The following is an 18,416-nucleotide window of genomic DNA, read 5'->3' on the forward strand; positions in this document are numbered from 1 at the left end:
TCTCCGAATTCAGTTGGAAGGCGCGCTGATCGAGAAGGGCGCATCGGCAGGGGCGGTGCCCCATTGCTTGTTCGGCTGCGCACCCATCACGAAGTCGACCGTGCCGCCCTGCGACAGCGCGCGGTGGGTGAAATAGGTCTTGGTTTGCGGCTTGCCGCCGAGCGCCACCGACTGAAGATAGATGTTCGCGTCGCTGTTGTTCTTCGCGTTGATCGTCAGCGTCTTGCCATTGGGCATCGTCAGCTCGGCCTTCTGGAACAGCGGGCTGCCGATCGCATATTCGCCCGTCGCCGAGGCAACCGGATAGAAGCCAAGCGCCGAGAAGACATACCAGGCCGAGGTCTGGCCATTATCCTCGTCGCCCGGATAGCCGTCGGGCGCCGACGAATAGAGTTTCGCCATGATGTCGCGCACATGATGCTGCGTCTTCCACGGCGCACCCGCCCAATTATAGAGATAGGGCATGTGCTGGATGGGCTGGTTGCCATGGGCATATTGGCCCATGTCGACGATCTGCATCTCGCGGATCTCGTGGATCACCTGCCCATAATAGCTTTCGTCGAAGATCGGCGGGGTGGTGAAGATCGCGTCGAGCCGCTCGACGAATTTCTGCCGCCCGCCCATCAGGTTCATAAGCCCCTGGACGTCCTGCATCACCGCCCAGCTGTAGTGGAGCGCGTTACCCTCGGTGAAGGCGTCGCCCCACTTGTAAGGATTGAACGGCGTCGACCATGACCCGTCCTGGTTGCGGCCGCGGATCCAGCCGCTCTCCTTGTCATAGAGCTTGCGGTAGTTAAGCGCGCGTTCGGTATATTTCTTCGCATCGGCATCCTTGCCGAGCAGCTTGGCGAGCTGCGCGATCGAGAAATCGGCGGTGGCATATTCGAGCGTGCGCGCGGCATTCTCGTTGATGCCGACGTCATAGGGGACATAGCCCAAGCGGTTGTAATATTCCGCGCCCTCGCGTCCAACCGCGGCGATCACCTTGCCCGCCTTGTCCTTCGGCCGGCCCTCGCTCGTCGTCGCATTCTTGATCATCGCTTCATAGAGCGTCTCGACGTCGAAGCCGCGCACGCCGTTGTAATAGGCGTCGGCGATCAAATTCGCCGAGTTCGACCCGATCATCACGTTGCGATAACCGGGGCTCGCCCATTCGGGCAGCCAGCCGCCTTGTTTGTAAGTGTTGACCAGCCCCTGCATGAACTGGCTGTCGCGTTCGGGATACATCAGCGCGAAGAAGGGGAATACCGCGCGCCAGGTGTCCCAAAAACCGTTGTCGGTGAACATGTAGCCGTCGTGCACCTTGCCGTCATAGGGGCTGTAGTGGACGATCTTCCCGTTCGCGTCCTTTTCATAGAAAATGCGCGGGAATTGCAGCATCCGGTAGAGCGCCGAATAGAAGGTGCGGATCTTTTCGGCGTCGGGATCGGTGACGCGGATGCGCGAAAGCTCCTTCTCCCACGCCGCCTTCGCCTTCGCCTTGGTCGCGTCGAAGCTGTCGTTGCCGATTTCCGTGCGCAGGTTGCGGAGCGCCTGTTCGGGGCTGATGAAGGAGGAGGCGACGCGGACGTGGACCTTGTCGCCCTTCTTCGTCTTGAAGCTGAGCACCGCGCCGACATGGTCGGCTTCGCGGGCGAGTTCGTTCGTCGGGGCATTTTCGCCCGCCCAGGTGCGTGCAAGCGCGAAGTCGCGGTCGAATTCGGCGACGAAATAATTGTGGAAATTGTCGGGCACGCCGCCGTGATTGTTGCGGACATAGCCGGTGATGCGGCGGTTCTTGACGTCGACCTTGACCATCGAGCCGCCTGCGAGCCCGTCGAGCAGGATATGCGCATCGTCGCTTTCGGGGAAGGTGAAGCGGAATTGCGCCGCACGTTCGGTCGGGGCGACCTCTGCGGTCACGTCATAGTCGGCGAGGTAGACCTTGTACGAATAGGGGCGCGCGACCTCGGCCTTGTGGCTGAACCAGCTGCCGCGTTCCTGCTGCTTGACCTTCACCGGGCCGGTTTCCGCCATCAGCGCGAAGGCGGCATAGTCGTTCATCCACGGGCTCGGCTGGTGCGTCTGCTTGATGCCGCTGATCTTTTCGCCGTCATAGGTATAGCCCCAGCCGCTGCCGGGCTCGCCGGTCACGGGGGTCCAGCTGTTCATACCGAAGGGCACCGCGACCGCGGGATAGGTGTTGCCGTAGGACAGGCGATAGCTCGAATCGGTGCCCATCAGCGGGTTGACGTAATCGACGAGCGCGGTCTGGTTCGCGGCCGATTGCGCGAGTGCTGCTGGCGTTCCGACGCTGGTGAGGAGCAGCGCGCTCGCAGCGGCACCCAGCATCATCTTGCGGATCGTCTTCACTTCGTCTCTCCCCTGTTCGCCGTTCGGGCCGGCAGCGGGCGCGCTGCGACGCCCTCGTTCGTCATTTTTACCGTCGCGATCGTGCCGTCGGCGTTGAAGATCATGCGGTCGATCGCGAGCTGGCGCCGCTCGCCCGAATCCTCATCGAGCGGGCGGCGGTGATAGGCGATGTACCAGTCGTCGGTGCCGGGCACATTGACCACCGAATGATGGCCCGCGCCGCGCGCGATCTTGAAATCCTGCTGAAGAATCTTGCCCATCGGCTTGAACGGCCCGGTCGGCGACGGACCCATCGCATAGGCGACCGAATAGTCGGGACCGGTCCAGCCGCCTTCCGACCACATCAGATAATAGACGCCCTTCCGCTTCACCATGAACGAGCCCTCGACATAGCCGGGGGGCGTGATTTCCTTGAAGGTCGTGCCGTCGGAGAAGGGGACGATCGAGGTCAGGTCGTCGCCCAGCCGGACGACGTTGCAATGCTTCCAGCCGCCATAATAGAGATAATGCTGCCCGTCGTCGTCGCGGAAGACGAACTGGTCGATCGGCTGCGCGCCATTGTGGAAGGCATCGATCAGCGGCTTGCCGATCGCGTCCTTGAACGGTCCTTCGGGCCGGTCGCTGACCGCGACGCCGATGCCGCCGAGCTGATCGTCCGACTGGATGTCGTTGGCGCCGAAGAAGAGATAATATTTGCCGTCCTTCTCGATCGCCGAGGGCGCCCACACGGCATAGGCGGCCCACGCCACATTCTCGACGTCGAGCGCATGGTCATGCTTCGTCCAGTGAACGAGATCGGGCGATGAAAAGACGTTGAAGAAGGTCTGGAAATGATAGGAGGGCCGGACCGTCTTCTGTTCGCGCAGCTTTTTCTGCTGCTCGTTGAAATGCTCGGACAGATCGGGTGTCTCGCCATGGTCCGAATAGGTGGGATAGATCCAGTAGCGGTCGCCGAAGATGCGGATTTCGGGGTCGGCATACCAGCCCGGAACGATCGGATTCTCCGCCGCGGCTGGACCGCCCGTCAGCAGTGCCATGCCCAGAAGCAGCGATTTCAACCCGACACGCACTTGGCGGCCCTCCCCTATTTTCCCGTTACGAACCACCGAAGCATTTTCCAGCTCGCCCCGAAAGAGGCGGGTGGCTCCTTGCGGAGCCACCCGAGGGGGAGAGCTGGGCTATGCGCCCCATCAGAACTTGTACGAAACGCCGACATAAGCGCGGCGGCCGAAATAGTTGCTGCGGACGAAGCGCGCCTTGGTGTCGTTGCCGAGGTGCTGACGCTCTTCCGACTTGGTCAGGTTGATGACCGAGGCGGTGAGCATCAGGCCGTCCATCAGCTCGTACGACGCGTTGATGTCGACCTGTTCATAGGGGTCGGTGTAGACGTTGAGGCCCGAGGCGAGCCCGCCGACGACTTCGCCGCGGCGGTTGTACGAGGCGCGAACCAGGAATTTGTCGGTTTCATAGAAGACCGAAGCGTTGACCTGCGTCTTCGCGCTGCCGACGAGCGCCGACTTGCCGACCGTCTCGCCATCGAGCGTGATATCGGCGACCGACGTGTCGTTATAGGTGAAGTTCACCTGCGCGCCGAGACCGAAGTCGAGCGTATGCTGGGCATAGACTTCGACACCCTGCGACCGGGCGTTCGAGCCGTTGGCGACGGTCGAATAGGGCTGGATCAGCACCTGTTCGCCATTCACTTCGCGCGTCACGTCGAGCACGAGCGGGACGACGAAGTCGGACACGTCCTTGCGGAACAGGCCGACGCCGAGCACCGAGCCGCGGTCGAAATACCATTCGACGCCAAGGTCGTACTGCCATGCCGAGAAGGGCTGGAGATCGGCGTTGCCGCCGCTGCCCGACCAGCCTTCGAATTCGCCGAACTGGCCGCGGTCGAAAGCGTAGGCTGCCGAACGATAGGTCAGCGAACGCTGCGACCCCAGATCGTTGAACGACGGACGCGAGATCACCTTGGCGACCGCGCCGCGGACGACGACGTCGGGCACGACTTCATAGACGACGTTCAAGCTGGGGAGCCAGTCGGTGTAGCTCTTCGACTGATCGATCCGCGTGTTGACGATCTCCTCGCGCTCGTCGAGCGGCCGCACCTGGCAATTGCCGTCGGGGCCGAGCGGCACATCGGGATCGAACGGGCCGCCGGGGCCGTCGACGCAATAGTCATTGAGATATTGCAGGCGGTCCGAGGTCACGCCCGACTGTTTGGTGTGCGCGACGCGCAGGCCGATATTGCCGCGCAGCGGGCCGCTTTCGAAATCGGCCTGCACATAGCCGGCGAACACCTTTTCCTTCAGGTCGTAGGTGTTGTTCGGCTCGGGCACGCGCACCGACGGCCCATAGGTGTCGTTGATATAGTCGAGATAATTTTCGAAATTGATGCCCGGGAACAGGTTCGCGTCGAACCCGCCGGCGATGTTGCCGATCGGATTGTCATAGAAATATTCGGGCCGCGCGACCGCGCCTTCGGGCGTGTCCTGATAGCGCCGCTTGGTCGCCGGATCGGCATACCATTCGTTGCGGCCGGTTTCGCGGTGAATGCTCATCTCGCGCCATTTGCCGCCGACGCGGAAGGCGCTCAAAAAGCTGTCGAAACGGCGGACGAGGTCGAGCTGGGCATAACGCTGCGAAATCGCGCTGTTGGTGAAGCCCGATCCGGTCGAGCCGACGTCGATCTGGGCGATGCCGTTTTTGATATTCTCCTGCAGCTCGGGCGAGAATTCCATGTTGAGGTTGCCGCCGGTGAAATCCCAAAAGCTCAGAAAGTTGCCGTTCTGCTCCTCGCCCGTCACCGTCAGGCGCGGTTTGGCGGCGACGCCGAAGCGCATCGACGGGCCGCCGATCGCGCGCGTCTTGCCGAACTTCGCGACCGCGTCGAAATTATCGGTGTTCCACGCGACCTCGGTCTCGAACGTGTTCGAAACCTGCTTTTCGCGACTGTAAGTCCCCGCGATCTGCGGCGTTTCCATCGTGCAGGGCGGCGTATTGACAAGACAGCCGGTTCCCGCCGCGGGCACCTGGAAATTGGCCGACTGGAAGATCGTGCCGCTCTCGTCGAAAGTCGGGCCGGTGAAGAAGTTGCCGTAACCCCATTCGGGGATCTTCAGCACATTGCTCTGGAAATTGCTGCTGTAGTCGAAGCGGAAATAATTGGCGGTGACGGTCAGATTGTCGAACGGCCGCATCTGCGCGGTCGCCTGGATGCCGAGGCGCTTGCGATGCTGCGAGAAGACTTCGGCGTTGACGGACTGCGGCGCCCAATGACCCGAATAATGCGTGCCGTCCTGCGCGGTCACGCCCTCGCCCGGCCAATAGGAGATCGCGTCGTCATTTTCGAACGGATTGCCGTTGACGTCGGTCGCCGGGGTCAGGATGTTGCCGTCGTCATCGCGATCGCTCCACCAGCGCCAGGTTTCGGTCGAGCCGCGCAGTTCGCGGTTCGAGCGTTCCTGATAGGTCGCGCCGACGAGGAAGCCGAGCCGTTCTTCGGGGTCCTTCCACGAAATCTGGCCGGCGATCTGCGGGTCGAATTTCTTGGTCGTGTCCGAATAGGTGCCTTCGGCCGAGACGAAGCCCGACCAGGCCGGGAGGTCGAACGGACGGCGGGTGTTGAGGATCACCGTACCGCCGACGCCGCCTTCCTCGAGCCGCGCTTCGGCCGATTTATAGACTTCGGTGCTGGCGATGAAGTTCGACGGCAGCAGGACATAGTTGAACGAGCGCGACGGATCGCCGCTGTCGGCGCCGGCGATGAAATTGCCGTTGAGCAGCGTGAGCGTCAGGTCCGACTGGAGACCGCGGATGCTGACGCGGCTGCCCTCCCCGCCGTCGCGGGTGATGATCACGCCGGGGACGCGCTGCAGCGCATCGGCGACATTCTTGTCAGGGAATTTGCCGATATCCTCGGCGGTGATGACTTCGATCAGCGAATTGGCTTCGCGCTTCTGCTCGAGGCTCTGTTCGATCGACTGGCGATAGCCGGTAACGACGATCGCGTCGCCCGGGGCCTCCGCGGCCGCGTCGTCCGCGGGCGGCGCTTCGGGGGCTACCTGTGCATGCGCCTGCCCCGCACCACATAATGCGGCCATCGCGCCCGCACTCAGCATCAGCTCGCGCATCAGCGCCGCGCGCCGATTCGTCTTCGCTGAATGGATTTGTCCTGCCTTCATCACATCGACCTCCCTGTTCGAGGGGCTGTTCGCCCCCGCTTGTTATCCGGCGCCCTCAAGGTCACCGAGCCGCGGATCGTTCGACCCGTTGAGCCTCTATCAGAATATAAAAAACAATTTGTCAAAATAAATTTTTCAAGCCGGTGGCGGGACACGATGAATCGTTGCCGACCCAGCCAAAATCCGCAGTTTTTCGTGGTTTCTTGCGGTCAGATAGGTTGCCGCACGACTCGACATCCGCCATCCCCGGCCCGGGATGGCGAATGCGTCTCGCGTTTCGTTCCCCGCCCGTCAGTCGGGCGCCGGAGTCGTCCACAGCGGCGCGGCGATCTTTGCCAGCGCCTCCGCCGGCGCCTTGGGCACCGCGCGGTCATAGGTCAAAAGGCCGTTGATCTCGTCCTCGACGTCGGTGGTCTGGGTGTAGACCGAGGCGCTCAGCCCATTCTCCTTCGCCTGCCGGATCACGCCTTCCATCTTGCGGCGGAAGCGGACGAGATATTCCTTCTCGTCTTTCGCGACCTGATAGCTCCAATTGTCCTTGCCCGGTTTCCAGATATGCCCCGGCACCGGGAAACCCACCCCGCCATATTCGCCAAGCACGATCGCGCGGTTCGTCTGGAGCGGCGGCGTCCTCGGCACATCCTCATAAGTGTGGATGTCGAGCATTTCCGATACGCCCGGCGCGACGTCGACCCAGCCCGAATTGGCGTTGACCAGCCGCGAGGGATCGAGCCCCTTCACGAAGCGCGCGAGCGTTTCCGAATCATATTGGCCCCACCCCTCGTTATTGACGACCCAGGTCACGATCGACGGAAAGGCGCTGAGTTCGCCGACCATCTCGGACAATTGCTTCTGTTGCTCGGCGAGCGTCTCCGACGGGAAGATCGCCTGATACTGGCTGGTGCCGGCAAGATACTGGTCCTCGCCGCCGCCCGAGGGCATATCCTGCCAGATCAGCATGCCGAGCCGGTCGGCGTCGTGATAATAGCGCGCGGGTTCGACCTTGATATGCTTCCTCAGCATATTGAACCCCGCCTTCTTCAAGAAGACGATGTCGCTCTTCATCGCCTCCTCCGACGGCGGCGTATAAAGTCCGTCGGGCCACCAGCCCTGATCGAGCGTGCCGTGCTGGAACAGCGGCTTGTTGTTGAGCAGGATCGCGGGCTGCCCCGCGACACGACCGGGCCCGATCGACACTTTGCGCATCGCGAAATAGGCGGCGACGCTGTCGCGCGGCGCGCCCTGAACCTGCGCCTTTGCATAGACGCGGCTTTCATGGTCGGTGAAGCGCGAGTCATAGGCCTTGCGATCGCGCTCCTTTTCGCCGGCATAGGGATCGGCGATCGTCACCAACTCGGCCTTGAGGTCATAGAGATGGGGATCGTCGGGCGACCAGAGATGCGCGTTCGGGATCGCCAGCGTCGCCTGCCGGTTGGCGCGGATGATCGTCGAGGCGATCGTCTTGCCTCCCGCGCTCGCGGTCAGCCGCACCGCGTCGGTATCGTTCGCCCAGCCGCTCAATGCCACTGCGACGTCGACGGTGCCGCGGTCGATGTCGGGCATCGCGCGCACGTCGGCGATATGGAGCTTCGGCACCGGTTCGAGCCACACCGTCTGCCAGATTCCGCTGACCGCGGTATACCAGATGCCCGCGGGGTCGAGAATCTGCTTGCCGCGCGGCTGGATGCCCGCGCTCGTCGGGTCGAGAACCTCGACGACGAGCTCGTTCGCGCCGTCCTTCAGATAGGGGGTGATGTCGAAGCCGAAGGCGTCGAAGCCGCCTTTGTGCGAGCCGACGACCGCGCCGTTGACACGCACCGTCGTCTCATAATCGACCGCGCCGAAGTTGAGCATGACATTCTGGCCGCGCCAGCCGGCGGGGACGGTGAAGCTGCGGCGATACCAGACGCGGTCGTCGGGGGTGACCCGGCGCGCGACGCGCGACAGCTTCGATTCGACCGGAAAGGGCACGAGGATCTTGCCGTCCATCGCCGCCGGCCGGTCGGCCGCCTTGGGGGCGATCGCATAATCCCACAGGCCGTTGAGGTTGACCCAGCGCTCGCGCACCATCTGCGGGCGCGGGTAGAGGCGCCATGCGTTTTCGGGCGTCACCTCCTTGCCCCAGCGCGTCATCAGCTCGCCGGTGTAGACCGCATCGTCCGCGGGTGCGGCGGGGGGTACAGCGGTTTGGGCCTGTGCCGCGAGCGGCGCGAGGGCGAGAAGGGATGCGGTGATCAGAAGGCTGCGCATGGTATCTCCTGTTGAAGAGGGGAGCCCGGGACCCAAGGGGGAAGGCGGATCCCGGGCTCGCGCCCCCGCGGAGGACACGGGGGCGAGGGGCTCGTTAAATCAACGTTTTCGAGACATCGAAGGAGGGGCGGCGCCGGGCGCGGCGCCCCACGTCTTGTTGGGTTTGGGCCCCATGGTGAAGACGAAGGTCGCGCCGTCCTTGACGTCGTCGTGGCGAAACCACGGCTTGTTCCACGGCTTGCCGTCGAGCGTCGCCGACTGGATGTAGACGTTCGTGTCCGAATTATTCTTCGCGACGATCCGCAGCGTCTTGCCATTGCCCATGTCGAGGCTGGCGTCGTCGAACAGCGGGCTGCCGATGATATAATCCTGGCTCGACGGATCGACCGGATAGAAGCCGAGCGCCGATAGCGCATACCAGGACGAGGTCGCGCCCTGATCGTCCATCCCCGGATAACCGTAACCCGCGGCGTCGCTGGCGTAGGTTTTTTCGAGGATTTTGCGGACGAGCGCCTGGGTCTTCCACGGCTGCCCGCTCCAATTGTAATAATAGGGGGCCTGCTGGTCGGGCTGATTGCCGTGGACATATTGACCGATGACGCCCGTGCAGTCGCGACAGATGCCCGTCGGATTATAGGGTTTGGTGAAAAATTCGTCGAGCTTGGCGTTGAACGCGTCGCGGCCGCCGAGCAGGCCGACCAATCCCTGCACATCGTGCGGGACGAGCCACAAAGTCGACCAGCCCGATGCCTCCTTCATCATGAAGTTATAATAGGGCTCCTGCGGATCGAAGGGTGCGATCCATTTGCCGTCGGCGGTGCGCCCGCGCATGAACCCGATCGATTTGTCGAAGACATTGGCGTAATTGCTCGCGCGCTTCAGGAACATCCGGTAGTCGGCATCCTTGCCGAGCTTCTTCGCGTAGAGCGCGAGCGCATAATCGTCCCAAGCATATTCGAGCGTCTTGTCGGCGCCCGCCTTGCCGCCGGCATAGGGCGGGCTGGGATTATGGTCGGGCACGATGTCCGAAATCCAGCCCTGCTTCATATATTCGGCAAGATAGCCGCGCGGCCCCTTCGGGTCGGTCGCATTCTTGCGCAGATATTCATAGGCGGCTTCATAATCGAATTCGATGCCGCGCTCCCACGCGCCGAGGAAGAGGAACACCGCATTGTCGCCGTGGAACGAGGTGTTCATATAGCCCTTCTCGCGCGCCATCGCGAGTTCGGAGGCCATGATATTCTTGACAGCCTCGGGCTCCATCAGTTCGAGCAGCACGATCTGGTTGCGCCCCGTATCCCAGAAGGGAACCGGGCCGTAACGGTCGTGCGACGCGGTCTGGACCTTGCCGTTGGTGTCGGCGAATTTCTCGCCCTTCTGCGCGATCAGGCGCGGCGAGGCGAAGGATTGGAAGAGCGTCGAGTAAAAGAGCTTGCGCTGCTTGTCGGTGCCGCCCGTCACGCGGACGCGGTTCAAGAGCTGCGCCCAGGTGTCCCGCGCCGCCTTGTGAACGCCGTCGAAATCCCAGCCCGGCACTTCGGCGGCGAGCCGCTCGGCCGCCTGTTCATAGCTGGTGCCGTGCGCGATCTTCATCAGCACCTGCTCGCCGGCCTTCGTTTTGAAGGTCACATAGCCGCCCGCGTAACTGCCAGCGATGTCGCGCGCGCCGGGCTGCACGTCGCTGGTGCCGATGCCCCAGCCGATATTGTCGCCGGGCGATTTGCGGAAGGTGCCGAGCGCGGCGAAAGGCTTCGAGAATTCGGCGACGAAATAGGCACCGTCGGCGCTGTGCCCGTCTTTCGATATCCCGCGTACGATGCGGTCGCCGACGACCTCGACCGCCCCGCCGTGGCGCGGCAGGTTGACGATGACGTTCGATCGGTCGCTCTGCGGGAAAGTGAAGCGCATCACGCTCGCCCAGCGCGTCGCGGTGAGCTCCACCTGGGTGCGGAAGGTGTCGAGATAGACCGAATAATAGCCCGGCGACGCCTTTTCGCGCGACTTGTCATACCAGGACTGGCTGTAGGCGGGCGGCGGCGACCAGTCGCCCACGACCGGCATGATGATCGGCTCGGCGCCGCCGCCGTATGTCGAGCCGCCGCCGCCGGTGAAGCCGATCATCGTCGGGTTGGCGTAATAATAGGGAACGGGGACGCCGTTCGGATAGAGCAGCTCGATATTATTGTTGACCGGCGCTGCCTCGACGGAGCCGTGCGGCAGGCGCGCGCCCGGCGAGGTCTGCCCCGAATAGACGGGCTCGCCCGGCGGCGGGGCATTGCCGATCACCGCCGGATCGTCGAGCGGCGCGGTGCCGACGAGCGGGTTGGCGAGATCGACCGGCGACTGCGCCGTCGCGGACGAAAAGGCCAGCATCGCGGCCGAGGACGCCAGCGCGATCGCCGCCCTTCGCAGCCGGGGTTGCAGCCGGTTCGAACCCTTTTCCTTTTTCATTGCGCCCCTCTTCCATGAAAAATTATCGTTGATTGCGTGCCGCTGAGGCGCGCTTTGCAGCCCGCTGGGGCAGTCATGGCAGGCGCCCCTCTCCTGGATAGGCCAGCAGCAGGTCGGCACCCGCATCGGCCGCGATCTGCGTGGTGCCGGTGAGCGCAAGGCACGCGCCCGCTTCGAAAGCGAGGCCGTCGGCGAGCCCGTTTCCGGCCACCGGGATCAACCATGCGGTGACGCCATCGGGGAGCGCGATCGTCCGCGCCCCGCCGGCGAACCGTTCGAGCACGAACTTCGGACCATCGACGAGGATAGTGCGGTCGTCCGCGATGCGGCCCGGCGACGGATAGGCTGCATAGGGTCGCGGGTCGGCGACCGCGACGCCGTCGTCGAGGTGCAGTTCGCGCGGACGACCGTAATCGTAGAGCCGATAGGTCGTCTCGCTGTTCTGCTGCACTTCGATCAGCGTCAGCCCCGCGCCGATCGCATGGACCGTGCCCGAGGGGACATAGAAGAAATCGCCCGCCTTGACCGGCTTCCAGTCGAGCAACTGCTCTATGCTGCCGTCGAGCGCGGCCGAGCGCAGTTCGGCCCGGTCGACGGGCGCCTTGGTCCCGAGCGCGATGGTCGCGCCGGGCTCGGCGCCGAGGATCAGCCAGCATTCGTCCTTGCCGCGCGGCAATCCGCGGGCATGCGCCTGCGCGTCGTCGGGGTGGACCTGCACCGACAGTTTTTCGCTGGTGAACAGATATTTGATCAGCAGGTCGGGCGCCGCGTCGCCGGGCGCCTGGAACCATATCTCGCCCACGGGTTCGCCGCCCGCCGGCGACGCCCCGAACGGAGCCTGCAATTCGCGGCGCCCCCAGGGCTTTTCCACCCGGTGAGTCGCAAGCAAGGTCGCTGGCACCAATCCCCTCCTTCATTGCCCCGCCCGCCTTTCCGGGTCGGGAGCGCCGCCACCCGAAGGCATTCCGGCGGCCGATTTTTCACAGCCTGCCCCGCCCACGCCCTCGGCGTCAAGATAATAATGAAAATTAATTTATTTGATCGAGAGGATGTTTGTGGCATGTCCAAGCGAAAGAGGACGGCGCTGACGTCGATCCTGCGGGAGAGAAAAATGACGGATACGCCCGAGAGCGCAGCCTTTTCCGGCGCTGACGCGCAGCCCCGCGCGCGCCGAGGCGTCCTGGCCGCTGCGATCGGGACGGCGGCGCTCGCCGGGCTCCTCTTCGGATTCGATACGGCGGTCATCGCGGGCGTGACCGGCGACCTCACCCGCCTCTTCGCCCTCACCCCCGAAACGCTCGGCGTCACCGTGTCCGCCGCGCTCTGGGGAACATTGGTCGGCGCCCTGTTTGCAGGCAAGCCCGGCGACGCCTTCGGCAGCCGCGACAGCCTGCGCGTGCTCGCTATCCTCTATTTCGTCGCAGGGCTCGGCTGCGCGCTCGCGCCCAGCTGGACGGCGTTTCTCGTCTTCCGTTTCATATGCGGGCTCGCGATCGGCGGCTCGTCGGTGCTGGCGCCCGTCTATATCGCCGAGATCGCGCCGCCGCGGCACCGCGGCTTTCTCGTCGGCCTGTTCCAATTGATGATCGTCACCGGCATCCTCGTCGCCTATCTCAGCAATGCGACGATCGCGGGGCTGATCGACGGCGACGCGGCGTGGCGCTGGAAACTGGGCGTGACCGCCGCCCCCGCCCTGCTCTTCTTCATCCTGCTCTTCGCGATTCCCAACAGCCCGCGCTGGCTGATCGCCAAGGGACGCCGTGAAGATGCGAACATGGCCATGGCCCGCATCGGCGGGCCGACCACCGAACTCGACCGGATCGAAGAGGCGCTCGAACGCGATCCGCCGGGCGAGAAATTGTCGTGGCACCGGCACCGGCGGCCGATGATGCTCGCCATCCTGATCGCGATGTTCAACCAGCTCGCGGGCATCAACGCGGTCCTCTATTATCTGAACGATATTTTCGCGCGCGCGGGGTCGCTATCGCCCGACCGGCAGGCCGTGATGATCGGCATCGCCAATCTGGTCTTCACGCTCGCCGGCATGGCGCTGATCGACCGCCTCGGGCGCAAGACGCTGCTGCTCGCGGGCGCGGCGGGAATGACGCTGTGTCTCGCCGCCGCAGCCGGGGTGCTGTTCGGCGCTTTGGACAATGCACTGATGCTGCCCGCGCTGGTCGGGTTCATCGCCTTTTTCGCAACCAGCCAGGGTGCGGTCATCTGGGTCTATATTTCGGAGATTTTCCCGACGCCGGTGCGCGCGCGCGGCAGCGCGCTCGGTGCGAGCACGCACTGGTTGATGAACGCACTGATCGCCGGGATATTTCCGGTGCTCGTCGCCTGGTCGCCCGGCGCACCCTTCGTCATCTTCGCCGCCGCGATGGTCGTTCAGTTCGTCGTCGTCGCGGCGGTCTTTCCCGAAACCAAAGGCGTCGACCTCGACGACATGGCGCAACGGCTCGATTAGCGTCAGCGCCCCGCCTGCATCAGGATCGATTCCGACGGCAGGATATGGTCGAGGAAGGGGATGATCGCGGCGCCGATCGCCGAGGCGTCGTCGGCCGCGCCCGCGCGCCGCACCGGCGCCACCGCCGGAAGCTGGAGCCCCGTCATCCGCGCATTGAGCCGCTCGACGAGGCCGTCGACCAATTTGCCCGGGAGCCGCCCGCCGATCAGGATGGCGGCGGGATTGATCAGGCAATTGACCGCGATCAGCGGCTGGATGAGCGCGTCGGCGGCATCGTCGAGCCATTTCAGGATCACCGCCTCGGCATCGGACGAACTGTCGAGCAGCGCATCGGGCGCCTCGATGCCATGTCCGGCGGCTTCGAGCCGCGCGTAAAGCGCCGACAGCGAAACCGTGTCCTGCACATTCGCGCCGTCGCCGCGTTCGGGATCGGGCATCGCCCAAATCTCTCCCGACCGCGAGTCGGCGCCGCGGACATAGCTGCGGTCGATGACGAGCCCCCCGCCGAGGCCGGCGCTGATCAGCAGGTAGAAGAAGCTCGGCAGCGCGATGCCATTGCCGAGATGCACTTCGCCGAGTGCTGCCGAAGCGGCGTCATTGTCGGCATGGAGCGGCCAGGGAAGCACCTCGCCGAGGAGCGCGCCGAGGTCGATCCCGTCCCACGCGTCATATTCCTTTGGTCGGTGCGGTAGCGCGATGCGGCCAAGGTCGTCGGGAAGCGCCACCCCGACGCCGAGGATGCGCGCCCGGTCGACCCCGCCCTCCTCGAGCAGACCGGGCAATATTTCGCGCACATGGTCGACGACCGTTTCAGGCAGCGCGAACGCGATCTCGCGCGTGTGGCGGCTGCGGATCTTGCCGGCAAGATCGAGCGTCACCAGCGTGATATGGTCGCGGTCGATGTTGAGCCCGATCGCAAAGGCGCCGTCGGGATCGATGACGATCCGCATCGCGGGCTGACCACGCTTGCCCTGCAGGCGGCCCGCCGGTTTGACGAGGCCGAGATCGATCAGTCGCTTTGTGATGTTCACGATCGTCGGCGGCGTGAGGCCGGTCACCCGCGCGAGGTCGCTGCGCGTCGTCTCTTCGGTCAGGCGGATCGCCTGGAGCACGATCCGCTGATTATAGTCGCCCGCGCGCTCGAGGTTGGTGCCCGACAGGCTGAGCGTCAGCCGCGCGTCGCGCGCCTCTGGGCCGCTCGTGGCCGATTGGCGGCGGTCGCGACCCGGAAGATTGAGGCTCATTGCAGGACTGTCCTCCAAGCTGGTTCGAATGCCCGGCGCCCCCCGCCAAACAGATTCATGCTATAAAGCGTAGCCGCTTTAATAATTCGATTTTCGATAAAGCCGAGCGGCGGCGTCCTGTCAATCGAACGCCACCGGGTCTCAGCGCTTCGACGCGATATAAGCGGCGACCTGTTCTTCGAGGATGCTCAGCGGCAGCGCGCCTTCGCCGAGCACCGCTTCGTGAAATTCGCGAATGTCGAAGCGCGCACCGAGTTCGCGTTCGGCGCGCTCGCGCAGTTCGGCGATCTTCAGCTGTCCGACCATGTAGCTGGTCGCCTGCCCCGGCCAGTTGAAATAGCGGTCGACTTCGCGCGCGATATCGGTGTCGGAAACCGAGCTGTTCGCGCGGAAATAGGCGATCGCCTGTTCACGCGTCCACCGCTTCGAATGGATGCCGGTGTCGAGCACCAGCCGGATCGCGCGCCAGACCTGCAGCGACAACATGCCGAACCGGTCGTAGGGGGTCTTGTAGACGCCCATTTCGTTCGCGAGCCGCTCGGAATAGAGCCCCCACCCCTCGATATAGGCGCCATAGCCGCCGAACTTGCGGAACTTGGGGATGCCGGCCAGTTCCTGCTGCCGCGCGATCTGGAAATGATGGCCCGGCGCGCCCTCGTGCGCGGCGATCGCCGCGACCTGAACCTTTTGCGTCTGGTTCATGTCGACGAGGTTGACGTAATAGATGCCGGGCCGCGACCCGTCTGCCGAGGGCGGATTATAAAAGGCGGTCGACGCGGTCGCCTCGCGCCACTTCTCGACCGCGCGCACTTCGAGCGCGGCCTTCGGCAGCACGCTGAAATAGCGCGGTGCCGCCGCCATCGCCGCGGCGATCACCGCGCGCGCATCGGTCAAATAGGTTTCGCGGCCGTCCTTGGTGTTCGGATATTTGAGCTTCGGATCGGTGCGGATATGGTCGAAAAATTGTTCGAGCGTGCCCTTAAAACCGACCTCGCGCTTGATGGCTTCCATCTCTTCGCGGATCGCCGCGACCTGCTTCAACCCCAGTTCGTGAATCTGCTCGGCGGTCAGGTCGGTGGTCGTCGAATTCTTGAGCCGGTCGGCATAATAGGCCTCGCCGTCGGGGAGGCTCCACACGCCGAAGTTGCCCTTCGATTTGGGCTCGATCTCGTCGATCGCGGCGATCAGCACCTCATAGCCGTGTTTGAACGGCCCGGTCAGCGCCGCGGTCGCATCGGCGATCAGCTTCGCCTTGACCGCATCGGGGGCATCGAGCGCGCCGACTTTTTTGCGGAAATCGCCGAGCAAGGTCGAATCCGCTCCGTCGCCAAACGGAGCGCCGACGAGGATTTTCTTCGCATCGGCGCGCGCGGGCGCGAAATTGACCTTGTTGGGCACCGCCCCGGCGGCTGCCTGCTCGCGCATCGTCGCCGCGACCTCGCCCATCACGCGGTCGGTATCGCGCAGACGCGCGATATAGGCCTCGGCGTCGGCGACCGTATCGATCTTGTGATTGTTGATCAGCAGCACCGGGATATCGCCCGCCGGGCTGCCGTTGGTCGTTACCGGAAAACGAAGCTTGCGGAACCGGAAGGACGCACGGCGGCGCTCGACGTCATATTCGAACAGTCGGTAGCTGACGCGCGCGCTCGGTCCCAATTGTTCGGGCCGAAAGCGCGCGCGCATTTCCTTCAGCTGTCGTTCGAGCAGTTCCTGTTCGCGCACCGCGGCGGCGTCGGTATAATCGTCGAGACGGTCGTAATCGCTCTTGAGCCCGAGCTGCGTCTGGCTTTCGGGCTGAAGCGCGATCCGCGCGTCGAAAGCGTCGTCGAGAAAGCGGAGCAGCGCTTCGTCCTGCGTCGCCGCTGGCGTCGTCTCGGCCATCGCGGGGGCGGGAAGAACGGCTAGCGGCAATAGCGGCATCAGCATCAGGGCAATTGCGAAACGCATGAAAATTCTCCTGTCGAATGCGCCACTTGTACCCACCGCTTGCGTCGGCGCAATCGCTACCCGACGGCACCGGGTCGATGGCGGGGAGACCTCGCTTCGGCGATTGCAGACGCGAAACCGCCCGGCTAGCGCCTTGCGCATGACAATGCCCCGCTCCCGCCGCCTCACCCTGCTCACCGCGCTTGCCTCGCTCGGCCTCGCGCTATCCCCGGCGGCGGCCGCCGACGCGCCGCAAGCCACGCTCTATACGGGCGCGACGGTCATCGACGGCACCGGCGACGCGGCGCACGCCGATCAGGACATATTGGTCGAGGGCGAGCGCATCGTGGCGATCGGCGCGCATGATGTGCTGGCGTCGCGGGCCGGGGCGGCCCGGCGGGTCGACCTGTCCGGGCGCTTCGTCATTCCGGGGTTGATCGACAGCCACGTCCATCTCGCGACGCCGCCCAACCGGAAACGCGCCGAGGCGATCCTGCGCCGCCAGCTTTACGGCGGCGTCACCGCGGTGCGCGACATGGCCGACGATCTGCGCGCGGTGGGCGATCTGGCGCGCGCTTCGCTCGTGGGCGAGATCGCCGCGCCCGACATCTATTATGCCGCGCTGATGGCGGGCCCGCCCTTTTTCGCCGACCCGCGCGTCCTGTCGGTCAGCCGCGGCTTTGCGCCGGGAACCGCGCCGTGGATGCAGGCGATCGATGCGGACACCGATCTGCGCACCGCGGTGACGCTGGCCCGCGGCACGTCGGCGACGGCGATCAAAATCTATGCCGACCTTCCCGCCGAGCGCGTCGCGGCGATCACCGCCGAGGCGCACCGCCAGAAGATGATGATCTGGGCGCACAGCGCGGTCTTCCCCGCCCGTCCCGCCGAGGTCATCGCGGCTGGGGCCGACGTCGTCAGCCATGTCTGCTATCTGGGCTATGAGGCGCAGCCGCGGATGCTCGCGGCCTATGAGGATCGCACGCCGGTCGACGAGACGCGCCTCGCGCCGACGGGCGACGACCCCGTCGTCGGGCGCCTTTACAGGGCGATGGCGAAGCAGGGCACGATCCTCGATGCGACGGGCAGCCTCTTCGTGAAGTTCGAGGCGGCGCGCAAGGCCGACCCAAAAGCGAAGCCGCTGCGGTGCAGCGGCGCGCGAACGATCCGCCTGACGCAGCAGGCGTGGCGCGCCGGCATTCCGATCGCGACCGGCACCGACTTCGTCAACCCCGCGAGCAACTCTTGGCCCGAGGTGCATGCCGAGCTGCGCTATCTGACGGACGATGTCGGCATGCCGCCGCTCGCCGCCATCCATTCGGCGACGCTGGTCGGCGCGCGGGCGGCCGGGCAGGACGAGGATATGGGATCGATCGAGCCCGGCAAGCTCGCAAACTTCGTCGTGCTGACCGCCGACCCGGTGGCCGACATCGACAATATCGAACGGATCGAGATGACCGTGAAGCGCGGCCGCGAATATCGGCGCACCGATTATGTTGCACCGACGCCGAGCGAGCTGGGCGACGAGGATTGACC

Annotated in this window: 10 protein-coding genes; 2 read left to right on the plus strand and 8 right to left on the minus strand. The window is 64.6% G+C overall.

Features of this window, described 5'->3' with window-relative positions:
• Window positions 1–9: 9 nt before the first annotated feature.
• The 6 genes from OVY29_RS09295 to OVY29_RS09320 all read right to left on the minus strand — a co-directional run bounded on the left by OVY29_RS09295 (window position 10) and on the right by OVY29_RS09320 (window position 12,141).
• Complete coding sequence (locus tag OVY29_RS09295) at window positions 10–2,334, minus strand: GH92 family glycosyl hydrolase (RefSeq protein ID WP_037556620.1); 2,325 nt, start codon at window positions 2,332–2,334, stop codon at window positions 10–12.
• Window positions 2,335–2,348: 14 nt separating this feature from the next.
• A complete protein-coding gene (locus tag OVY29_RS09300) occupies window positions 2,349–3,422 on the minus strand; it encodes a glycoside hydrolase family 43 protein (protein ID WP_313911188.1) in 1,074 nt (357 codons plus the stop codon).
• A 120-nt stretch (window positions 3,423–3,542) separates the two neighbouring features.
• A complete protein-coding gene (locus OVY29_RS09305; protein ID WP_037556440.1) occupies window positions 3,543–6,539 on the minus strand; it encodes a TonB-dependent receptor in 2,997 nt (998 codons plus the stop codon).
• Between the two features lie 291 nt (window positions 6,540–6,830).
• On the minus strand, window positions 6,831–8,789 hold the full coding sequence (locus OVY29_RS09310) for a glycoside hydrolase family 2 protein (protein ID WP_200880198.1): 1,959 nt from the start codon (window positions 8,787–8,789) through the stop codon (window positions 6,831–6,833).
• Window positions 8,790–8,888: 99 nt separating this feature from the next.
• Window positions 8,889–11,240, minus strand: a complete 2,352-nt coding sequence (locus OVY29_RS09315) for a GH92 family glycosyl hydrolase (protein ID WP_052182355.1) — start codon at window positions 11,238–11,240, stop codon at window positions 8,889–8,891.
• Between the two features lie 73 nt (window positions 11,241–11,313).
• Window positions 11,314–12,141, minus strand: a complete 828-nt coding sequence (locus OVY29_RS09320) for a class I mannose-6-phosphate isomerase (protein WP_037556617.1) — start codon at window positions 12,139–12,141, stop codon at window positions 11,314–11,316.
• Window positions 12,142–12,351: 210 nt separating this feature from the next.
• Here OVY29_RS09320 and OVY29_RS09325 point away from each other — a divergent pair, with 210 nt between their 5' ends.
• Complete coding sequence (locus OVY29_RS09325; protein ID WP_313911189.1) at window positions 12,352–13,707, plus strand: sugar porter family MFS transporter; 1,356 nt, start codon at window positions 12,352–12,354, stop codon at window positions 13,705–13,707.
• Window positions 13,708–13,709: 2 nt separating this feature from the next.
• Here the strand turns inward: OVY29_RS09325 and OVY29_RS09330 are convergent, their stop codons facing one another.
• Together OVY29_RS09330 and OVY29_RS09335 are read right to left on the minus strand one after the other, a co-directional pair.
• Entirely contained in the window at window positions 13,710–14,951 is a 1,242-nt protein-coding gene (locus tag OVY29_RS09330; protein WP_313911190.1) for an ROK family transcriptional regulator, read from the minus strand.
• 141 nt (window positions 14,952–15,092) lie between these two features.
• Window positions 15,093–16,901 (minus strand): DUF885 domain-containing protein, encoded by a 1,809-nt coding sequence (locus tag OVY29_RS09335; protein WP_152567647.1) that lies wholly within the window; start codon window positions 16,899–16,901, stop codon window positions 15,093–15,095.
• A 145-nt stretch (window positions 16,902–17,046) separates the two neighbouring features.
• Here OVY29_RS09335 and OVY29_RS09340 point away from each other — a divergent pair, with 145 nt between their 5' ends.
• A complete protein-coding gene (locus OVY29_RS09340) occupies window positions 17,047–18,414 on the plus strand; it encodes an amidohydrolase family protein (RefSeq protein WP_037556438.1) in 1,368 nt (455 codons plus the stop codon).
• Window positions 18,415–18,416 lie beyond the last annotated feature (2 nt).

The organism is Sphingopyxis sp. SE2 (assembly GCF_032227185.1).
Lineage (GTDB): Bacteria > Pseudomonadota > Alphaproteobacteria > Sphingomonadales > Sphingomonadaceae > Sphingopyxis.

Coding starts and splice junctions, on each gene's coding strand:
- OVY29_RS09340 (WP_037556438.1), top strand. CDS start 17,047: ATGCCCCGCTCCCGCCGCCTCACCCTGCTCACCGCGCTTGCCTCGCTC.
- OVY29_RS09310 (WP_200880198.1), bottom strand. CDS start 8,789: ATGCGCAGCCTTCTGATCACCGCATCCCTTCTCGCCCTCGCGCCGCTC.
- OVY29_RS09305 (WP_037556440.1), bottom strand. CDS start 6,539: ATGAAGGCAGGACAAATCCATTCAGCGAAGACGAATCGGCGCGCGGCG.
- OVY29_RS09330 (WP_313911190.1), bottom strand. CDS start 14,951: ATGAGCCTCAATCTTCCGGGTCGCGACCGCCGCCAATCGGCCACGAGC.
- OVY29_RS09335 (WP_152567647.1), bottom strand. CDS start 16,901: ATGCGTTTCGCAATTGCCCTGATGCTGATGCCGCTATTGCCGCTAGCC.
- OVY29_RS09315 (WP_052182355.1), bottom strand. CDS start 11,240: ATGAAAAAGGAAAAGGGTTCGAACCGGCTGCAACCCCGGCTGCGAAGG.
- OVY29_RS09325 (WP_313911189.1), top strand. CDS start 12,352: ATGACGGATACGCCCGAGAGCGCAGCCTTTTCCGGCGCTGACGCGCAG.
- OVY29_RS09295 (WP_037556620.1), bottom strand. CDS start 2,334: ATGATGCTGGGTGCCGCTGCGAGCGCGCTGCTCCTCACCAGCGTCGGA.